Origin of the sequence: Blastococcus capsensis, assembly GCF_030165005.1 — a bacterium.
Classification (GTDB): domain Bacteria; phylum Actinomycetota; class Actinomycetes; order Mycobacteriales; family Geodermatophilaceae; genus Blastococcus; species Blastococcus capsensis.
Genome location: NZ_JASNNW010000001.1, coordinates 428,977 through 446,907, shown reverse-complemented (window position 1 = coordinate 446,907; position 17,931 = coordinate 428,977). Strand labels below are relative to the sequence as shown.

Annotated in this window: 15 protein-coding genes; 8 read left to right on the top strand and 7 right to left on the bottom strand. The window is 70.2% G+C overall.

Annotated features, from left to right (window positions below):
* Positions 1-71: 71 nt before the first annotated feature.
* Positions 72-1,619 carry an LCP family protein gene (locus tag QOZ86_RS02030; RefSeq protein ID WP_284490272.1) on the bottom strand — a complete coding sequence of 516 codons (1,548 nt, stop codon included), beginning with the start codon at positions 1,617-1,619 and terminating at the stop codon, positions 72-74.
* 165 nt (positions 1,620-1,784) lie between these two features.
* On the opposite strand from QOZ86_RS02030, the gene QOZ86_RS02025 reads away from it, so the two are divergent.
* Positions 1,785-2,576 (top strand): exodeoxyribonuclease III, encoded by a 792-nt coding sequence (locus QOZ86_RS02025; RefSeq protein WP_284490271.1) that lies wholly within the window; start codon positions 1,785-1,787, stop codon positions 2,574-2,576.
* Here QOZ86_RS02025 and QOZ86_RS02020 read toward each other — a convergent pair.
* The 3 genes from QOZ86_RS02020 to mobF form a co-directional block, all read right to left on the bottom strand.
* Positions 2,573-3,694 (bottom strand): tyrosine-type recombinase/integrase, encoded by a 1,122-nt coding sequence (locus QOZ86_RS02020; protein ID WP_284490270.1) that lies wholly within the window; start codon positions 3,692-3,694, stop codon positions 2,573-2,575. The two genes, QOZ86_RS02025 and QOZ86_RS02020, sit on opposite strands and share 4 nt — an antisense overlap.
* Before the next feature lie 146 nt (positions 3,695-3,840).
* Entirely contained in the window at positions 3,841-4,050 is a 210-nt protein-coding gene (locus tag QOZ86_RS02015) for a helix-turn-helix transcriptional regulator (protein ID WP_284490269.1), read from the bottom strand.
* A 158-nt stretch (positions 4,051-4,208) separates the two neighbouring features.
* Positions 4,209-7,847, bottom strand: coding sequence for a MobF family relaxase (gene mobF, locus QOZ86_RS02010; RefSeq protein ID WP_284490268.1), 3,639 nt, complete (start codon positions 7,845-7,847; stop codon positions 4,209-4,211).
* Positions 7,848-8,285: 438 nt separating this feature from the next.
* Here mobF and QOZ86_RS02005 point away from each other — a divergent pair, with 438 nt between their 5' ends.
* Together QOZ86_RS02005 and QOZ86_RS02000 are read left to right on the top strand one after the other, a co-directional pair.
* Positions 8,286-9,875 carry a ParB/RepB/Spo0J family partition protein gene (locus QOZ86_RS02005; RefSeq protein WP_284490267.1) on the top strand — a complete coding sequence of 530 codons (1,590 nt, stop codon included), beginning with the start codon at positions 8,286-8,288 and terminating at the stop codon, positions 9,873-9,875.
* Between the two features lie 46 nt (positions 9,876-9,921).
* On the top strand, positions 9,922-10,260 hold the full coding sequence (locus QOZ86_RS02000) for a hypothetical protein (RefSeq protein WP_284490266.1): 339 nt from the start codon (positions 9,922-9,924) through the stop codon (positions 10,258-10,260).
* Between the two features lie 19 nt (positions 10,261-10,279).
* Here QOZ86_RS02000 and vsr read toward each other — a convergent pair whose 3' ends face one another.
* From vsr to QOZ86_RS01985, 3 genes are read right to left on the bottom strand one after another with little or no spacing between them, the layout of a single operon-like run.
* Positions 10,280-10,759: a DNA mismatch endonuclease Vsr gene (vsr, locus tag QOZ86_RS01995; protein WP_284490265.1), complete on the bottom strand. Its 480-nt coding sequence runs from the start codon at positions 10,757-10,759 to the stop codon at positions 10,280-10,282.
* Entirely contained in the window at positions 10,701-11,567 is an 867-nt protein-coding gene (locus QOZ86_RS01990) for a hypothetical protein (RefSeq protein WP_284490264.1), read from the bottom strand. The genes vsr and QOZ86_RS01990 overlap by 59 nt, the downstream gene beginning before the upstream one ends.
* A complete protein-coding gene (locus tag QOZ86_RS01985; RefSeq protein ID WP_284490263.1) occupies positions 11,564-12,721 on the bottom strand; it encodes a DNA cytosine methyltransferase in 1,158 nt (385 codons plus the stop codon). Before QOZ86_RS01985 ends, QOZ86_RS01990 begins: the two co-directional genes overlap by 4 nt.
* Positions 12,722-12,959: 238 nt before the next feature.
* Here QOZ86_RS01985 and QOZ86_RS01980 point away from each other — a divergent pair, with 238 nt between their 5' ends.
* The 5 genes from QOZ86_RS01980 (at position 12,960) to yaaA (ending at position 17,870) form a co-directional block, all read left to right on the top strand.
* Complete coding sequence (locus QOZ86_RS01980; RefSeq protein ID WP_284490262.1) at positions 12,960-13,808, top strand: hypothetical protein; 849 nt, start codon at positions 12,960-12,962, stop codon at positions 13,806-13,808.
* A gap of 354 nt (positions 13,809-14,162) precedes the next feature.
* Positions 14,163-15,062, top strand: coding sequence for a hypothetical protein (locus tag QOZ86_RS01975; RefSeq protein ID WP_284490261.1), 900 nt, complete (start codon positions 14,163-14,165; stop codon positions 15,060-15,062).
* A 91-nt stretch (positions 15,063-15,153) separates the two neighbouring features.
* Positions 15,154-16,329 carry a DNA sulfur modification protein DndB gene (locus QOZ86_RS01970; protein ID WP_284490260.1) on the top strand — a complete coding sequence of 392 codons (1,176 nt, stop codon included), beginning with the start codon at positions 15,154-15,156 and terminating at the stop codon, positions 16,327-16,329.
* A gap of 537 nt (positions 16,330-16,866) precedes the next feature.
* Positions 16,867-17,103 (top strand): endonuclease/exonuclease/phosphatase family protein, encoded by a 237-nt coding sequence (locus QOZ86_RS01965; protein WP_284490259.1) that lies wholly within the window; start codon positions 16,867-16,869, stop codon positions 17,101-17,103.
* A gap of 20 nt (positions 17,104-17,123) precedes the next feature.
* On the top strand, positions 17,124-17,870 hold the full coding sequence (yaaA, locus tag QOZ86_RS01960) for a peroxide stress protein YaaA (protein WP_284490258.1): 747 nt from the start codon (positions 17,124-17,126) through the stop codon (positions 17,868-17,870).
* The last annotated feature ends 61 nt before the right edge of the window (positions 17,871-17,931 follow it).

Sequence of the window (17,931 nt, the reverse complement as noted above, 5' to 3'; positions counted from 1 at the left end):
GCATTCTCCGCTCCCCCGCCTCCGCCCCGACGTGGGGGCCGTGGCCGCGGGCATGTCAGCCGGGCCGGCGCTCAGCCCGCGCGGGTCGGCGGCTCCCCCTCGGTCCGGGCCTCGGCGGCGCGGACCCGGTCGTAGGCGCAGGCGTCGGCGATGTCGATGACCGGATCGGCCGGCGGCCCGGCTTCCGCACCGCCGGACGGCGGCGACGGCGGGGATGCCGGTGGCGACGGCGGGGCGGACGGCCGGGACGCCGGCGACGGTTCGAGCGCCTCGTCCACGAGTTCCCGGATCCGGTCGTAGTCGGGATACGCCGGATCGATGACGGTGTCGTCGAACACGACGCTGCGGATGTCGGCGTCCTGCACCAGGAACGCCAGGTCGACGAAGTCGTCGAGCGCCGAGCGGGGGATGTCGGTGCTGACGATGTCCTCGGTCGTGGCGGCCAGTTCCTGGTAGCGCTGCAGCACCGTCATCGGGTCGGCGGCGTCCACGATCGCGGAGATGGTGCACCGCTGCCGGGCCATCCGGTCGTAGTCGGTCAGGCCGAAGCGGCCGCGGGCGAAGTCCAGGGCAGTGGCGCCGTCCATCTGCCGGTCCGGGCCCGGCGGGATGTAGTCGTCGGGCAGGATGCCCAGCGTCGGCTCACCGCCGATCGGGACGTAGTAGTTGACGTTCACCGTGATGCCGCCGAGCGCGTCGACCAGCCGGCTGAAGCCCTCCAGGTTCACCAGCACGTAGTAGTCGATCCGCAGCCCCAGCGCCTCCCCCACACCGAGCTTCAGGAAATCCGCACCCGGGTTGTCGGTGGGCCCCAGGACGTCGGGGTACCAGGCCGGGCCGTTGCGGTAGACGGCGTTGAGCAGGCTCTCGCTCTCGCTCCCGGCGTCGAAGCCGTCGGGGTAGACCTCGGCCAGCGGGCTGTCCTCGGGAAAGGGCAGGTCCTGCAGGTTGCGCGGCAGGCTGAACAGCACCGTGTCCCCGGTGTCGGTGTCGATGCTGGCCACGATCACCGTGTCGGTGCGGACACCCTCCCGCCCCTCTCCGCCGTCCCCACCGAGCAGGAGCACGTTCACCCGCGTTCTGCTGGGAAAGGGATCGGAGGTCCCGGGCACGGTGGCCGACCGGCGGCCGTCGGCGAAGACCCCGTCGATGAGGTCGCGCGAGGTGAGGGCCAGCTGCCCCGCGAACGCCGCCGGAGCGGCGATCGCCGCCACCAGCACGCCGACGACCAGCCCGCCGACGGCGTGCCGGCCGGGCGAGGTGCGCGGCGGCAGCAGCATCCGGTAGCCGGCCACGACGACGACGAGCCACAGCAGCACCAGCACGCCCATGCCGACCGTGGCCCAGAGCAGGACGTCGGTGTCCACGGCCGTGCGGGCGGCGAACCGGCGTCCACCGGTGGCCAGCCAGACGCCGGCGGCGACGAGCAGCAGGAAGACGGTGAGCACGGCGGTGCCGAGCCGCCGCCGGCCGGCGGCCAGCAGAGCGGTGCCGGGCAGCAGGGCACCGAGGGCGGTCCACCCCAGCGCAGCGCGGAAGCTGTGCGCGGACCGCCGGCCGCCCTTGCCCGAAGCCGCCGCCCCGCCGTCCGGGGCCGGGGGCGTCGCCTCGGCGGTCATGCCGCTCCGCTCCGCCGTGGCCTGGTCATCAGGCCATGCTCCCATCGTTTCGCCAGGTCGGCGGGCGGGCGGCCGTTCCTCCGACCGGGACCGCCCGATCCAGGGACACCGGCGCGCAGGGCGGGTGAGGCGGGCCGCCCGCGAGCCTCCGTAAGCTCGGCGCCCGTGCGCCTGGCGACCTGGAACGTGAACTCGATCCGTACCCGCGCCGACCGGGTGGCGGCCTTCCTGCAGCGGCACGACGTCGACGTGCTGGCGCTGCAGGAGACGAAGTGCAGGGACGACCAGTTCCCGGAGATGGTGTTCTCCGCCCTCGGGTACGAGGTGGCGCACGTCGGCCACTCGCAGTGGAACGGCGTGGCGATCCTGTCGCGGGTGGGCCTGGAGGACGTCACGGCCCGGTTCCCCGGCCAGCCGTGCTGGGCCGACGACACCAGCTGCGAGGCCCGCGCGCTGGCGGCCACCTGCGGCGGCGTGCGGGTGTGGAGCCTGTACGTGCCCAACGGCCGCACGCTCACCGATCCGCACTACACCTACAAGCTGGAGTGGCTCGCCGCCCTGCGGGACTCCGCGGCGGGCTGGCTCGCGGAGGACCCCGCCACGCCGGTGGCCCTGGTCGGCGACTGGAACGTCGCGCCGCAGGACGACGACGTGTGGGACATGTCGGTGTTCAGCTCCTCCACGCACGTGTCCGCGCCGGAGCGCGCGGCGTTCCAGGCGGTGGTGGACGCCGGGTACGCCGACGTGGTCCGCCCGCACGCCTCCGGGCCGGGCGTCTACACGTACTGGGACTACACCCAGCTGCGCTTCCCCCGCCGCGAGGGCATGCGGATCGACTTCGTGCTCGGCTCTCCCGCGTTCGCCTCGCGGGTGACAAACGCCCTGGTAGATCGCGAGGAACGCAAGGGCAAGGGTGCCAGCGACCACGCGCCCGTGGTCGTTGAGCTGGCCGACTAGCGGACCGACGGGGCGTCCTGGGGCACATCTAGGGCACACGAGGCACCGACCGTGTCCCACGCCGGGTCGACGGCGCTGCGCGTCCGGTCGTCCGAGTCCGGCATCAAGTGCCCGTAGGTGCTCAGGACCAGCGATGCATCTTCGTGTCCCAGCCGCTCGGCGACGGCCACGACCGACTCGCCGGCCGCCAGCAGGACACTGGCGTAGTGGTGCCGCAGGTCGTGGCTCGTCGTCCCCTGCGGTAGCCCCGCCTCGCTCACCGCGCGGCCCATAAGGTTGTGGCCGTAGTAGACGTGCCCGAGCGGGACACCCTTCCGGGTCGTGAAGATCGTTCCGTCCTCGGCCGCCGGGGACGCCGTCAGGTGGGAGGCGAGCGCCTCGGCGACCACCCGAGGCAGCGGGATCGTCCGCTTCGACCGGGGGGTCTTCGGCTCGCTCCGCTCACCCTTCGACCCCTGGGTGAATTGCCACTCGATCCGCACGGTGCGGCGCAGGAAGTCGACATCCTGGACACGGAGCGCGAGCAGCTCGCCGATCCGCAGCCCGAGCCCGGCCTGGGTGAGGACCATGGCTCCGTAGCGGCCTGGCATGGCCCGGGCGAGCGCGGCGACCTGCTCAACCGACAGCGGCACGACCCGCTCCCTCTCGTGCCGAGGAAGTTGGATGCGGACGACAGGTGAAGAGGCCACCAGCCTGTCGAGGACCGCGGCCCCGTACACGCTTCGCAGCAGCCCGACGGCTTGTCTCAGGGTGGTCGGGGCCAGCACCCTCGACCGGTCGGTGGCCCACGCCTGGACCTCGGACGGGCGCACGTCCGCGAGCCTCCGGCCACCGAGACGCGTCGCGTCGATGTGCAGTCGGATCATCATCTCGGTCCGCCGCGCCGTGGTCGGCCGGTGCGGCCGGGTATCCGCCCACCTCCGGGCGTATTCGGCGACGGTGGTCTTCGAGGGTTCGATGTACGTGCCGCGCGCCTTGTCCGCCTCGACCGTGGCCGCGTGGCGATCGGCGTCGCCCTTCTTGCTGAAGGACTTCTTGCGCTGTCTGCCCTGATCGTCTCGCCACCGCGCCTCGTAGGTCGTCCGCCCGTTGCGGACCCGCTTCTCGACGCTTGCCATGGCTGACTCCTCGACATCTCAGACGCGGCCGGGCTCGTCGTCTGCGTCTTCGCTTCTGGGGGAAGGAACGGATCGGCACGCAGCATGCCGAAGAGATCTGACGAGGTGAGGGCAGCAACCCACAGGCTGCGCCCTTCGCCGGGTAGCTATCCGGTGGCGCTTGGCCCCAATTGCGCCTCGACCCACGCCTTGAGGTCGTCGTGGCGGTAGAGGACGCGGCGGCCGAGGCGGAAGCTGCGCGGGCCGGTGCCGAGGTGGCGCCAGTACCGCAGGGTGGCGACCGGGGCACGGAGGAGCTCGGCGGCTTCGGTGATGGTGAGCAGTTCGGGCTCGCGGCTTGCGGGATGGTCGGGCATGGTGGGCTCCGGTCTAGTCGGGTGAACGCGCTCCGTCACCTGAGAAGGCACCGATCTGGAGCTCGTACTGACAGCCGACCGCCAGATGCTTCCGAAGACCTCCAGTCGTTCTCCTGCCCCCGGCTATCCGAGCCCCGTCGCCGGCGGAGCCACGCCGTTCATCGGCCGATGCCTGGGGTGGTGCCACGTCGGTTGAGCGACGGGCCGAGGCGCTCGGTCTCTGGCCGAGGGACGACCGGGACCGGAACGGTCGTCTGCATAGTCGTCGGTCCGGGCTGGTCGGGGCTGGCCGTGTGCCGTGTGATCCAGGCCTCGCGCTCGCGGGTGAGCCGGTCAGGCGGTTGTGCGAGGAGAACCGGCTCGGCGGTGAGACTCGCGATGCGCACCCGTACTTCGGTCAGGTCCTGGCGGGTGGCGGCGATGTCGCGCTGGAGGCCGCCAAGCCGCCCGACCGGGTCGGGGGACCAGGCCATCGGCTCGAACGGGTCGAGCCGCTGATCGCGCTCCCGGCGGGCTTCGGCCAGTGCTCGCCGGGCCTGCTCTGCCGCGAGCCGGGTGGCGTCGACTGCGGTGTGGAGCTGGGCGTGTTCTGGGTGGGCCTGTTCGGCCGCCCGGTGGGCGGAGGCGTCGAACGCCGTCCACAGGGCGGGTCGGTCGTCGAACCAGCCGGCAACCCGCGCGAGCTCACCGGCTTCGGTCGGCAGGTAAGGCAGGTGGGGGCGCCACCGGTCGGCCCAGTCGGTGAGCTGCTCGCCGGCGCGGGCCACGGCGCCTCGCCGGAGTCTGAGCCGGCCTGGGCCGTCGAGCACGGTCCTTGCCGCCGTGCGTGTAGCGGGGCGTTCGCCGTCCCAGCGAGCGAGGAGGGTGTCGCGGACCTGTTCCGCGTGGTTGGCGACGGCCGCGCCGCTGGCTGCGGCCTGCTGCTTGGCCTGTTCGGCGGTGATCGCGGTCTGCTCACGGGCGGCCTGGAGGTTGGCCAGTTCGCCGGCGTGGGGAGCTTCGAGCGTGATCACCTCGCGCAGCGTCTCGCGCTGTGGTTCCCAGTAGGCAAGTTGCTGAAGGCAGCGCTGCTCGGCCGTCCACGCCGCGCGCAGCTCGGCCAGCACCTCCTCCAGCGGGCGGGATGGGGCGTAGCGGGCGGCCTCGGCGGCCGCTTGCTGGGCGGCGTGGGCGGGGCCGAGGTCGGCGCGGTCGCGGGCGAACACCGCGACCCACTGCTGCCGCGCCTCGTCGGCGTCGGCGGCGACGAGGTACGCAGTGTTCGCCGTTCGGCCGCGGGTCATCCCGACGTAGCAGGAGGAGGCACCGGTGTGCTCGCCGACCACCACGTGCGACGCCGTGACCGTGTCGCCCTGCACGCCGTACGCGGTGGAGGCGTAGGCGAGCTCGACGTGCTCGGTGACGTAGTCCGCGGGCAGTACCCGGGTCCCTGGGCCGGCAGGGGTGACACCGCCGGACCCGTCACCGGGGACGGGTCCGGTGGGGGTGACAGCGGGGGTGACGAGCAGCCCGCCGCGGCGGCCGACCGCGGAGACGATCCAGGTGTCGCGGTTGGCGACGTCGAGGCGGCGGTCGTTGCGGCGGGTGGCGATCCGGTCCCCGGCGCCGATCCGCTCGCCGGCGCCGGTGACGGCCACCGTCCGGTCATCGACCCGGCCGGCGACGACCAGCCGTTCGCGGATGGCAATGTTGAGTTCGGCGGCCTGGTCGCGGGTGTCCACCACCACGGCCACCCGGCGGCCGTCGGCATATGACGAGGCGGCGGTGGCGGCCAGCGTGTCCTGCAGCGCGGCGGGGTCGGGGAACAGCTGGATCTGGCCGCGGGCGAGCAGGGCGTCGAAGACGGCGCCGGGGTCCTCGCCGGTGCGCATGGCCAGGGTCAGCTCGGCGTAGCCGGTGTCGGGTGTTGTGCGGCCCTGCTCGTCGGTTCGGGTGAAGCGGTGCACCGCGTCGAGTGTCAGGTGCGCCGCCGGGTCGGCCTGGCCGATGGCGAGGTCCAGGACGCCGCCGCGGCCGACCGCGGACAGCTGGTGCCGGTCGCCGAGCAGCGCCACCCGCACCTGGCACTCGTCGGCGACCGTGAGCAGGGCGCGGGCGGTGTCCTGATCGAGCATCCCGGCCTCGTCCACCAGGAGCAGATCGCCGGGCCGCAGCTGGGCTGCCTCGTTCGGCCCGGCGTAGACCCGGCCGGTCGCCGGGTCTACCTCGCCGACGGTGAGCCGGGTCCAACACCCCTCGTCGTGCCAGCGCCAGCCGTGCTGGAAGGCCAGCCACGCCGCGGACCCGGCGGCCGCACCCACCTCGCCGGCGGCCACCTTGGCCGCCTTGCACGTGGGGGTCACCATCACCAGCCGGCGGTCCTGTGCCTCGAGCAGGTCGCGGGTGGCGGCCAGGGTGGTGGTCTTGCCCGCCCCCGCGGCGCCCTCCACCACCACCAGCGGCCGGTCGCCGGCCAGCGCAGCGACCGCCGCGGCTTGGCCGACATCCAGCCGGCCGGCGGCAGCCGCGCCTCCGACCGGAAGGGTCAGGTCGGTGTCCGGAACGCCGTGCGCGGCGCGGGCGGCGAGCCGGGTGGTCAGGTCGGCCTCGACGTCGAGGACCGTTCGCGAGGTCCAGGCGCGGATGTGCTCCGGTACCCCGTCGCGGTCCAGCAACGGCACGCAGCGCTGCAGGGCGCGGGCGGTGAGGTCTTCGGCCAGCTCGATGCGCACCGCGGCGTCGGCGACGACGCCTTCGGCGGCGATCAGCCGCTCGGCCTCGCCCCGGATGTCGGCGGCGTTCCACGCCGACCGGCCGGCCGCGAGCCGGGCCAGTACCCGGTCCACCGCCTGCTCCCGGTCGAGCGCGCCGATCAGGCTGGGGGCCAGGTCGACCGGGCCGGCCGGGTCGCGGTAGCCGAGGGCAGACAGCTCGGCCCGCCAGCGCTCCTCCAGCCTGACCCCGGACTGGGCGGTGACCTTGTCCGGGCGGCCGTCGGCCCACGCCCGAGCGTCCCAGGATCGGCGCAGCCTCGGCCCGGGGGATTCGCCAGGGTGCGCCGCGGTCCATTCCCGTTCGTAGCGGTCCACATTCCGGGCGATCTGCGCGTGGCGTGCGCTGAACGGGCCCACGTAGTCGGCGAGCTCCCGTATTTCTCCCGTAGCGCCCTTCCGGTAGCCGTGCGCGGCGAAGGCGGCGTTCAATTCCGGGTCGCACGCCATCGCGGCGTGCCCGATCCCGTTGATCCCGCCCAGGAAGTCGCGGACCCCGACGGTGTGCAAACCGCGCCACTTCCCGGCCGCGAACACCCGGGACAGCAGCTGCAGGTGCAGATGCCAGTGCGGGTCCTCCGCCCGGGAGGTGTAGTGCCGCACCGTCGCCGCCTCCAGCGCCTCGACAGGCACCTGCACCTGCCCGCCGCGCGGCCCGACCCGCGTCGTGGCGTGCTGCGAGAGCCAGGTGATGATCTGCCCTGCGGCCCGGTCCTGCGCCGCCTCGTACGCCGTCCTGATGTCCGGGTGCAGCGCGGCGGCCAGGGACCACGTCTTCGGGCCGTTGACCACCACCTCGACGAAGCGCACGGCGTTCTCGTCGCCGCGCAGCTGCCCCCTCGGCTCACCCGTCTCCGGGTCGCGGCCGGCCACCCAGGTCTCGTAGGTGTCGCCGGTCAGCGGCGCCAGCTCGGTCACGCGACCGGCCGCTGCGGCGTAGCGGCGAGCCACCCCGGTGCCTTCGGTGAGGTAGTAGTCGTCCGCGCGGCCGCGGTCGGCCTCCACGTAGTGCCGGGCAGCCGCGGGCGCGCCAGCGTATATCTTCATTCCGCCGTGCATTCTCAACGCCACCCGACAATGACCAACGAGTCACCCCCAGAAACGGCGATGGGCCCCGCTAAGCGGAGCCCGAGCTACCTCCGAAGGTAGCATTCGTGCCGTTGGAGATGAAGACAGAAGAACGTCGCGATAATGGATAACTGGAGTGCGCTAGTTGACGCGCGTTTAGCGTCGTACTGGACGTCTTCGGAAACGGCTGGTCGTTTGACCGGTGTGCAAGCCGTCTGTGGCCCTGATTCGGGTGGTCGCCGCTGGGGTGGTCACGTCGGCTGCGTGGATCAGCTGAGTCCGTCTGCGCCAGGGTGACGTCGCCGCCGAAGTCGTCCCTTAGACAAGGATCGGATCGTCTATCCACAGGCGCCTCGGCAGTCCACAGAGTCATTGCTCGCGGCTCTGAATCGGGCGTTTGCGCGCCAGGCTCGAGCCATGACATCAACTCTCCCCTACGGCGGCGACGCCGATGCAGGGTCGCTGCCATTCGGCGGCGCCTCCGCCCCGAGCGCGGACGATAAGGCGGGGCACCCGGCGCCCGCGGAAGACCCCGTGCAACAGCTGGTCTGGCTCGACCCGTCCACCCTGACCATTCACCCGCGCAACATCCGCGACGACCTGAGCGACCTATCCGGCCTGGCGACCTCCATCGCCGCTCAGGGCGTTCTGGAGGCTCTGACCGTCGTTCCGCACGCCAAAGGGGACGGCACCATCGGGCACCTGTTGGTCGCCGGACATCGGCGGGCGGCAGCCGCTTTGCTCGCCGGCGTCCCCTCCGTGCCGTGCGTCGTGCGGCCAGACCTAGCAGCCGAGCCTGATGACCTGGCCGGGCAGGCCCGGCACGTCGGAGCGATGCTCGCGGAGAACCTGCATCGGGCCGCCCTGACGGCGGTCGAGGAGGCCCGTGGTGTGCAGACGATGCTTGACCTCGGCGACAGCCTCACAGAGGTTGCCCGCTCCACCGGGCTCGGCCGAAACCGCGTCACGAAGGCCGCCGGCGTCGCCCGGCTGCCTGCCGACACCGCCGCCGCTGTGTCAGCAGCCGGACTCACCCTCGACCAGGCGGCCGCCGTCGCCGTCTACGCCGACGATGCCGAGACCACCGCCGCACTTATCGCCGCCGCTGGAGAGGGGGCGGGGCAATTCGCCCACGCGCTCACCCGCGCCAAGCGCGCTCGTCAAGAGGTCGAGAAGATCGCTGTTCTGTCCGCCGATCTGACTGCCGCCGGGCGAACGCTGCTTGACGCAGCCGAAGGTCGCGGGCAGACCCGTATCAGCCAACTCGCCCACGACGGGGAGTTCCTTACCGCCGAGGTTCACGCCAGCTGCCCCGGTTCCGCGGTGTACATCGCCACCGCGTGGAACGGCCCCCAGGCGGTGGAGGTCTGCACCAATCCCGCTGCGTTCGGCCACGCCGGCCGCTACAGCGGCGACCCGATACCCAACACCCAACTCGCCGAAGAGGAGCGGGACGCTACCGACGAGCGGCGGATCACGATCGTCAACAACAGAGAGATGGCGGCAGCGAACGAGACCCGCCGCGAGTGGGTACGTGCGTTCCTGATGCGCAAGAGTGTGCCAAGGGCGGCGCTCCGGTTCGCCGTCGAGACGATGGCGAGTGACCCGCGCGTCCTCGCCCGCTGGCTTTCGGGGCAATCCAACCTCGCCCAGGACGCCGCCAGCGCCGACCTCGGCATCGAGGCCCCCGGATTGTGGAGGACGACCAAGGGAGAACTCACCCTGACCAGCGGCAAGCTCGTGCCCGACGGGCGGCTGCCCATCGTCCTGCTGGCCCACGTCGCCGGAGCGATCGAGACCGCGATGCACCGGGGGACCTGGCGGGATCCCAGAGCCACGGACGCCCGGTGGCTGCGCTTCCTGGCCGGGTACGGTTACTCCCTCGCCGAGATCGAACAGCGCATCGTCGACGGGATCGACGAGCGCACCAGCAGCGACGATTTCGCCCCCCACGACAACGACGCAGCCTCCGACCCAGACGACAACGGCGCCCCCGAGGCATGCTGACCCGCGTGAGGACCACCTACCCAAGGCGGCCTGAGGGGTGCACGTGTTGAGCTATGAGCAGACGATGGCTGTGGGTCAGGCGCAATACCAAGACGCGATTGACGCGTTGTGCGCCGCGAACTTGCCGACGACGTTCACCCAGACCGGTGGCATGAATGCCGCCCTTCAGGTTTCCCTCGACGGTGGGTGGAGCCTGTTGCTCACCGACGCTCAAGACAGCCTGTCTTGGTCGCGGGCGGAGCAGCAGGGATGGGGGGTCGGCCTCTACGCTCCCCAACACGCCTTCGACGGTGAGTGCCGGGCCTGGATCAGTACGCCAGAGAACAGTTTGACGGCGCTGCGGGCATGCATCGATGCGGTCTTGCGGTCCGCTGTGAGCGACTAACCCGCGGGTTCACCCGGGATCAGGTCGCAGCCTTAAGGGCCAGGTCCACTCGGTTGGCTGCGGCCACCGGGTCCTCGTGCTCCCACACCCGCACGACGACCCATCCCGCTGTAAGCAGGCGAGCATCAGTGTCCCGGTCGCGGGAGACGTTGTCGGCGAGCTTCGAAGCCCACCATTCGGCGTTGTTCTTCGGATGCGTTGCGTGGACCGGACAGGAGTGCCAGAAACAGCCGTCGACGTAGACCGCGACACGTAGGCGCGGAAAAACCAGATCCGCTCGCCGCCGGAATCCCCGCAGTGGTGCGCGATCGACGAAGAATCGTCGACCCCGACGGTGCAGCTCACGTCTTAGTGCAAGCTCGGGAGTGGTGTCTCGGCGTCGTTGCCCTTGCATGCGCCGCCGGGTCCGCGCGTCTCTGGGGGTGGGGTTAGTCAGGACCTCAGCCCTCGAGGTCCTCGGTATCGCTGGCGTCGGAGTCCACGGCGGCAGGGTCGACATCGGCGTCGGGGTCGGCCCAACTGGGTGCCGAACGGTTGCGTCGCGTGACTTCGTCCTTGATCGCCGTCACGAACTCGTCGAAGGAGATCGTCGCGTTCGCTGACGGAGGGCCGTTGCGTGGGGGCGCGTTCTCCACATCGAAGAAGCGCACCGCGCCCCGCTGCTCCCCATCGGGTTCGTAGAGACCGATGAACACCCGCTCGAACAGGTCGTACCGCGAATCCTCGGCGCCCAGGTCGACCCAGGCGCCCGGCGCGCCGCCTAGAACGGGGCGTTTGCCGCGTCCAACCCGCTTGGCGAGAGTGGTGACGTGATGGGCGAAGGAGGATTTGCCCTTGTCCGAACGGTTGGCGGGATCGCCGTCGTCGGCGATGGCTGAGGGCTCGAACATCACCGCGATTAGCACGCTGTAGGGCTGGCGCTGGTGCAGGACCATGGCCTCACCGCGCAGCTCGTGGTCGTTGCGGACGATGTTCTTCGTCCAGCGCCCCAGCCTGTTCTTAGAAGGGCTGTAGTCCTGGAAGCTGTAGGTCTTGATAGACACTGACAACAAAAGACCCAGGGTCTGGTCGGTGACCTTTACGTCCAGCCGCTTGGTGCCCCGGGCCACGCCCACCGCAGACTCCTGGCCGGTGCCATCGGCGGCCGGCGTCACCGCCGGGAACTCCGGGCGCAATGCGTCGGCGACCGTCTGGGCAAGGGCGTTGGACAACCGCTGGGCGTAGTTCTTTTTCTCGCCCTGAGCACCAGTGGGGGAAGGCTTGGGCTCGGCAGCGTCCAGGGCCGCCCGCAGCGGAAAGTCGCTCATGCGGCTCGAGCCGGATCTCCGCCCACGGACACCAGGTGCCGCGCGACGTCGTCGAGGAAACCGTCAACGAATCGCAGATTGCCCGCGCGCGCACGCTTGAGAAATCCCGCGGTCGCCCTGGCCGACAGCGGCTTGGACTCCTCCAGGAAGCCAGCCACGGACTCGTACGGCGCCCGGACTGGCCAACTGCTCACTGAAGCTCGGTGAGCCACCCCATCACGGCCCCACGCCGCGATCGGCCAGGTGTCGCCTGGCTGCAGCGCCTGGTCGAGTCGGCCGTCGTAGGTCACCGGCGCCGACAAGCGGCTGCCCACCCATTCCGACATCCGGACACTGACGGCATTGCCGATGAGCTTCCACCGATGACCAGGACGAACGCCTGCAACGTCCGAAGAGGGCGCTGTCCAACCGACCGGGAAGCCCTGAAGGCGCTCAGCGTCCGAGAGCCCCGGGGTGACGAGTGACCCGTCCAGGCGCCGTACCGCTGGCGGGGATGCGATCCCGATCGTTGACCCGCCCTTGAGTGTCGGCACGGCATCAACGGCCCATCCCAGTCCCCGAGTGCCTTCAGTCCAGTAGAAGCCACAGGCGACCGACGCTGGATCCGCCTCGGTCGTGGGGCCAGCGTCGTCGGCGAACAAGATCGCACGAGGGTCCTCTGTCCGCGAGGCCAACATGATGACTCGGAGGCGCCGCTGAGGCAGACCGAAGGCGCGTGCGTCGACGACGCGGTAGGCCCACGCATAGCCGAGCAGCTCAAGGGAAGCGGTGATGTGCCGCATGGCCGCGCCACGGCCGAGCGACAGCATGAACGGCACGTTCTCCATCAGGAGCCATGTTGGACCGTTCTGGGGCTCGACAAGGCGGAAAACTTCGTCCACCAGGCCAGAGCGGGCCCCTGTGATGCCGACGGTGCGTCCAGCCTGCGAGAGGTCCTGGCACGGGAAGCCGGCGGCCACCAGTTCGATGCCGCCGGGCAGCTCGTCGAGACGGGTCACGTCCGGGACTAGGGGGACGTCGGGGAAGTGCTCACCAAGCACGGCCTGACCACCAGAGTCGATCTCGCATAGCAGCTCGGTACTCCAACCGTGGGTGTGCAACCCCAGCTCAAGACCGCCGATGCCGGCGAAAAGGCCGACCATCTTCCCGTTCATCTGGCCACCCGATCCACGATGCCCAACCTAGTGTCTGCGCGGCTCGTGGGTCGGGAGCCGCTACGGATACGAGGCTCACCCGGACCCGTGGGTCCCGAGTCCGGTAGGTGAGCCGCAGCTGGTCCCAACCACTCCGAGACGGAAGGGTCCGGGAACTGGCTACTGTTCGGTTCTGGAGGGGATGTCACCCGGGACCGTAGGGATCCTCCCATTGGTTGCGACGACGTGGGAGGCGCCTGTGGACGGCCCCGACATCCTGGTGCGCACGTTGTCCCAGCCGACGATCCCCGACAAGTTCGGAAACTTTTGGCAGTACCACTCCCGGTCGGACCGCCACTCCAAGGTGGCCTGCTGGACCATCCTGTTCGACCTTCTCCAGCACTCCCGTGCGCTGGCCCGCCACATCGAAGCCTGCAAGGTGGTCCTCGGGGTCAACCAGCAGATGCGCGACCTGGGGACCAACCGCGCGAAGAACCTCGATTTGGTCATCAGCCGTCCGGCTGAGGGGCAGCTCGCGCGGATCCCGGCGTCGATGTCCGACCTGGCGCTGCGATGGGGGGTGCGGCTGACCCCCCAGCAAAGGGCAACCCTCACCCGCCTTCCAGACCTGCGGGAGGGTCTGGCCGGCGACGTCTTGGTCGCACTGGAGGCCAAGGCCTGCATGACAGCGCACGTCAGGGCTCTCCCGCGGCTGTTCGACGAACTGACCTCGAGCCACTCCACAGTCCATGCTGGCGCTCCCCAAGCCCTCGCCGTCGGCTATGCCCTGGTCAACGCCAGCGAGAGCTTCGTGAGCGCGGACATGAACAAGTACGACCTCAGCGAGCGCCACCCGACGGTCAACCAGCACCCGGCTCATGCCGCCGGACGAGTCGTGACCAAGGTCCTGGAGCTCGACGGCCGGACCGGCCCCGCTGTCAACGGTTTCGACGCCCTCGGTGTCACCGTCATCTCCATGCGCAACGACGGAAGTCCAGTCTCTGTCGTGTCAGGACCCCCGGCCCCTGACCCGGAGGACGCTCATTCGTACAAGCAGATGGTTGGGCGGGTGGCTCAGAGTTACGACGAGACCTTCGCCGACATCTGAACGACCGCCTGCCGAACGGCGTGGGGGTGGCCGCGCCCCTCAGGCGCGGATTGCGCCACTGGGGCGGACGCAGAAAATCTGAGGAAATTCCTCAGATCGGTTGCACCTCACCTTGGTCCCGTGTTGACTGCGGACAGAACGAAGCAGGCCGGCCCGAGCTGCAACTCGAGCCGGCCTGGAGATCATCAACCGCCGGTTCGACAGCCGATGGATCCGTGCGTAGCACCCGGAGCCTAGGCCGTCGGACCCCGACCGCGCACGTGCGCGGAGAGGAAAAGTCGTGCCCCACGACACCGCCCAGGCCGTTCCCAGGCCGTTCCACATCCACTGCCAGTCCCTGTCTGGCGCTCAGCAATGACCCGGATCACCGCCCACTTCGGGATCAACGGTCCGGTGCCGTTCCTGGACGTCGACGTGCACCAGGACAACAAGCTCTTTCTGGACCCCAGCGCGATCAGGCACGCTGGTGGCCCGATGGCCAGGCGGGCTCACGGTCTCGTCCTGGAGTTCTTCCGGGAGGTCATGCGCTGCCGCACCAGTCCCAACCGGGCGGACCGCGAGAAGGGGCTCGCTCTGCTTCAGCGCCTGCACGAGCCCAACGAGACCCGGCTCGGGATGAGCAAGGCCGGCTCGGCCGGCCACGCCTTCGGCGACGAGCTCGGGTCCATCCTCTGGGACGTATTGGACCAGCCCGTCTTTACTGCCGATCCGATCGCTCGGCGCCTTGAGGACTTGCCGCTCTTCGTGGACCGCGTCGGGGACGACCTGGTCTCGGACCTGACCACGCGCATTGTGTTCGAGGTGCTCGCCGATTTCACCGCTCAGCAGTGCGCGCTGCACCCCGCTTTGGCCGCTTCGGTCGTCACCCGCGACATCGATTTGTGGGACATCGGCTCGAACGACTGGGTGACGCGCCCGGTACAGCTCCCCTGGGTCGCCCCGCACCAGCTCCTGCTGGTTCCGAAGGAGTGGGTCTTCTGGCGGATGATCATGGACCCGACCGCCTTCTACAACCACTTCGGCACCGGGACCGTCCAGATGGAGCGCACCACGACGAACCTCCAGGGACGGAAGGTGGCCCCCTCGAAGGAATCGCTGAAGAAGGAGTTCCCTCACGTCAAGGAACTCAACATCCGGCAGACGGTGAAGTACGCGCACGAGGAGCATCGCGACCTGGTCGCGGAGTACCGCGATCGGGTCGACGCGGAGTTCACGTACCTCGTTGACGACGAGATCGCCCGCCGCCTCGCCTGACCAGGCGTCAACACCCTTTGCCGCTGGTGCCGGTGGGCCCGTAGGCCCACCGGCACCAGCACCTCGAGAACGATCAAGACTGGACAACGACATGACCCGACCCGATGCCACCGACCTGGACCTGTCCGCCGGCTCCTACGTGAAGGGGGTCCAGCTGACGCCGACCACCTTCATGGCGGTCACCACCTTCCGGCAGTTGCGCACCGTCACCCGCGACCCCGACGTCCTGCAGCCGGGCAGCAAGCGCGGCAACGACGACCCCAATATCGAGGGCGAGCGCGCCATCCACGAACTCATCCAGCGGGCAATGTCGGGCAACAAGAAGAGCAACGTCCCCCGCTACACCACGTACATCGAAAGACTCGTCCGCGGCGAGGCACCCGGGGTGCTGCCGCCCATCCACCTGTGGTCGGCGCCCTGCCTGGACGTGGTCACCGTGGGCAGCACCACCTACGTCCTGGTGCCGAACGGAGAGCACCTGCTGGCCATCGATGGGGAGACTCAGCTCGCCGCCCATCACGCGCTGGGCCGCTCGGGTGTCATCGACGGCGATACTCGGAACAAGCACCAGAACTTCCCGCTCGGCGCCGTTATTCACCACGGCACTCCCGTGGTCACGGCCCGCCAGTACTTCCATGACCTCAACATTCTGGCTGTTCGGCCCAACACCAGCCTGGGCCTGGCCATGGACACCCAGGACCCAGTCATGCAGGTCGTCAGCGACGTGGAACTCGGCATCGAGCTGCTGGCCGGGCGGGTGGAGAAGATGTCCCGCCAACTGTCTAAGACCAGCTCCAAAATCGTCACCCTGCAGGCCCTGCGCCAGATGGTCGTCAACATCATCAAGGGCATCAGCGGTATTCAGTACGGCGCTCGGCCAGTCCCCGTCGACGGGGTGGACTTGCGCCAGGTCACGACGGTCGCCATCGATTGGATCGGTGCATACCTCGAGGAGTTTGAGCCTGAGGTGCTCGACCGAGACAGGTCGCTTGCCGGAAACTCGTCGGTTCTCGCGGCCGTGGGCGCCATGGGCCACGACCTGCTCAACCTCGACGCCGACGAACGCCGGCATAGCCAAGCCCTGCTGCTGCGCACCCTCCACCGAGTGGACTGGTCCAAGGACAAGCACTGGGTCGGCATTGCCGGCAGCTACACCTCACGCGGCGTCTTCTCGGTCAAGGGAACCAAGGAGGTCGCCTACGCCGTCTACTCTGCGCTGACCGACGATGAGAGCGGTGGCTACCACCAGGTCCATCTCGCTCCCTAGTCCATCAGGGCTGGGATGCAGCGCGCCGACACTGCTCCGCCGGGCCGGGAAGCCTCCTTCGAAGGCATGCGTCTCTGAAGTTCCGCTCGGCCGGCCGTGCGGCACCGAGCAGACTCGTCACGGGCGTCAGCTGCTAGTACCTCGACCTGTTCCCCTAACCCGCTTTTTCCGGCGCCGCGCCGCAGGCGGCACGCTTATCGGGTGGGGGTGGTCGCTGTTCCGTCCGAGATACGCGGTCAACCGTCTGCGAACGGTAGCGAACGCCCAACTGCACCTCGCCCCAGCTCACGCCTAGCGAACCGCGTTCAGTGTCGAGCCGTAGTGCTCATCGGCGAATTGCGCAAAGCTCGGTCGTCATCCCATCAGCGGTCAGACGACCAGCGATGGCATCGGCGCCCGGGACGCGGCATTCCCTCGACGGACGTGAGCTCCGGTGTTGCGGTGTCGACCGCAGCATCCTCGCGCAACCCACCCACCTGGGGCACAATTGGGGCACATGATCTTGTGATTGGACCTGATTGACCCAGATTGACTGACGTGTATTCGCGCAGGCCAGGGGGAGAGTTCACGATTTCGCGCTGGTCACCGCGCCCCTCCCGCACGTACTGGGACTACACCCAGCTGCGCTTCCCCCGCCGCGAGGGCATGCGGATCGACTTCGTGCTCGGCTCCCCTGCCCTGGCCGCGCGGGTGACCGGCGCGTTCATCGACCGCGAGGAGCGCAAGGGCAAGGGCGCCAGCGACCACGCGCCCGTGGTCGTCGACCTCACCTGAGGCCCGTAGCCTGGCCCCTCGTGCTCGTCCTGCTGCCGCCGTCGGAGACCAAGGCCACCGGCGGGGACGGCCCGCCGCTCGATCTCGCCGCGCTCACGGCCCCGGAGCTGACCCCGGTCCGCACCGGCCTCGCCGAGGCGCTGGTGGGACTCGCCGCCGACGTGCCCGCCTCTCGCGCCGCCCTGGGCCTGTCCCCGAAGCAGGACGACGAGATCGCCCGCAACGCCGCGCTGTTCACCGCGGGCACCCTGCCGGCCCTGCAGCGCTACACCGGCGTCCTCTACGACGCCCTCGACATCGGCTCGCTGACCCGCGCGCAGAGGGCCCGGGCCGACCGTCGGCTGGCCGTCGGCTCGGCACTCTTCGGGCTGGTGGGCGGCGCCGACCGCATTCCGGCCTACCGCCTCTCGGCCGGGTCGACACTGCCCGGCCTGCCGACCCTGCGATCACTGTGGAAGCCGGCACTGGGTCCCGTCCTGGCCGGTACCGACGGTCTGGTCGTCGACCTGCGCAGCGGCTCCTACGCCGCCCTGGCTCCCGCGCCGGGAGCGGTCGGCGTCACCGTGCTGAGCGAACGGGCCGACGGCACCCGGTCGGTGGTCAGCCACTACAACAAGGCGCACAAGGGCCGGCTGGCACGCCTGCTGGCCACCACCACCGCCGAGCCGGACGACGTCGTGCGGCTCAGGAGGCTGCTGAGGCGGGCGGGGTTGCACGTGGAACATGACGGCGGCACCGTCCTCGTGCTGGTCGTCCCGGCCGGCTGAACCCGAGATCTCGCCGCCCGACCCGCCGGGTTGGTTGCACACAACCGGCCCGCCGTGACAT

What these genes read in the sequence shown, in the direction of transcription:
- QOZ86_RS01975 (WP_284490261.1), top strand. Translation starts at nt 14,163, where the DNA reads ATGACCCGGATCACCGCCCACTTCGGGATCAACGGTCCGGTGCCGTTC.
- vsr (WP_284490265.1), bottom strand. Translation starts at nt 10,759, where the DNA reads ATGTCGACCCTGCCGCCGTGGACTCCGACGCCAGCGATACCGAGGACC.
- mobF (WP_284490268.1), bottom strand. Translation starts at nt 7,847, where the DNA reads ATGAAGATATACGCTGGCGCGCCCGCGGCTGCCCGGCACTACGTGGAG.
- QOZ86_RS01985 (WP_284490263.1), bottom strand. Translation starts at nt 12,721, where the DNA reads ATGAACGGGAAGATGGTCGGCCTTTTCGCCGGCATCGGCGGTCTTGAG.
- QOZ86_RS01990 (WP_284490264.1), bottom strand. Translation starts at nt 11,567, where the DNA reads ATGAGCGACTTTCCGCTGCGGGCGGCCCTGGACGCTGCCGAGCCCAAG.
- QOZ86_RS02030 (WP_284490272.1), bottom strand. Translation starts at nt 1,619, where the DNA reads ATGACCGCCGAGGCGACGCCCCCGGCCCCGGACGGCGGGGCGGCGGCT.
- QOZ86_RS02020 (WP_284490270.1), bottom strand. Translation starts at nt 3,694, where the DNA reads ATGGCAAGCGTCGAGAAGCGGGTCCGCAACGGGCGGACGACCTACGAG.
- QOZ86_RS01970 (WP_284490260.1), top strand. Translation starts at nt 15,154, where the DNA reads ATGACCCGACCCGATGCCACCGACCTGGACCTGTCCGCCGGCTCCTAC.
- QOZ86_RS02015 (WP_284490269.1), bottom strand. Translation starts at nt 4,050, where the DNA reads ATGCCCGACCATCCCGCAAGCCGCGAGCCCGAACTGCTCACCATCACC.
- QOZ86_RS02005 (WP_284490267.1), top strand. Translation starts at nt 8,286, where the DNA reads ATGACATCAACTCTCCCCTACGGCGGCGACGCCGATGCAGGGTCGCTG.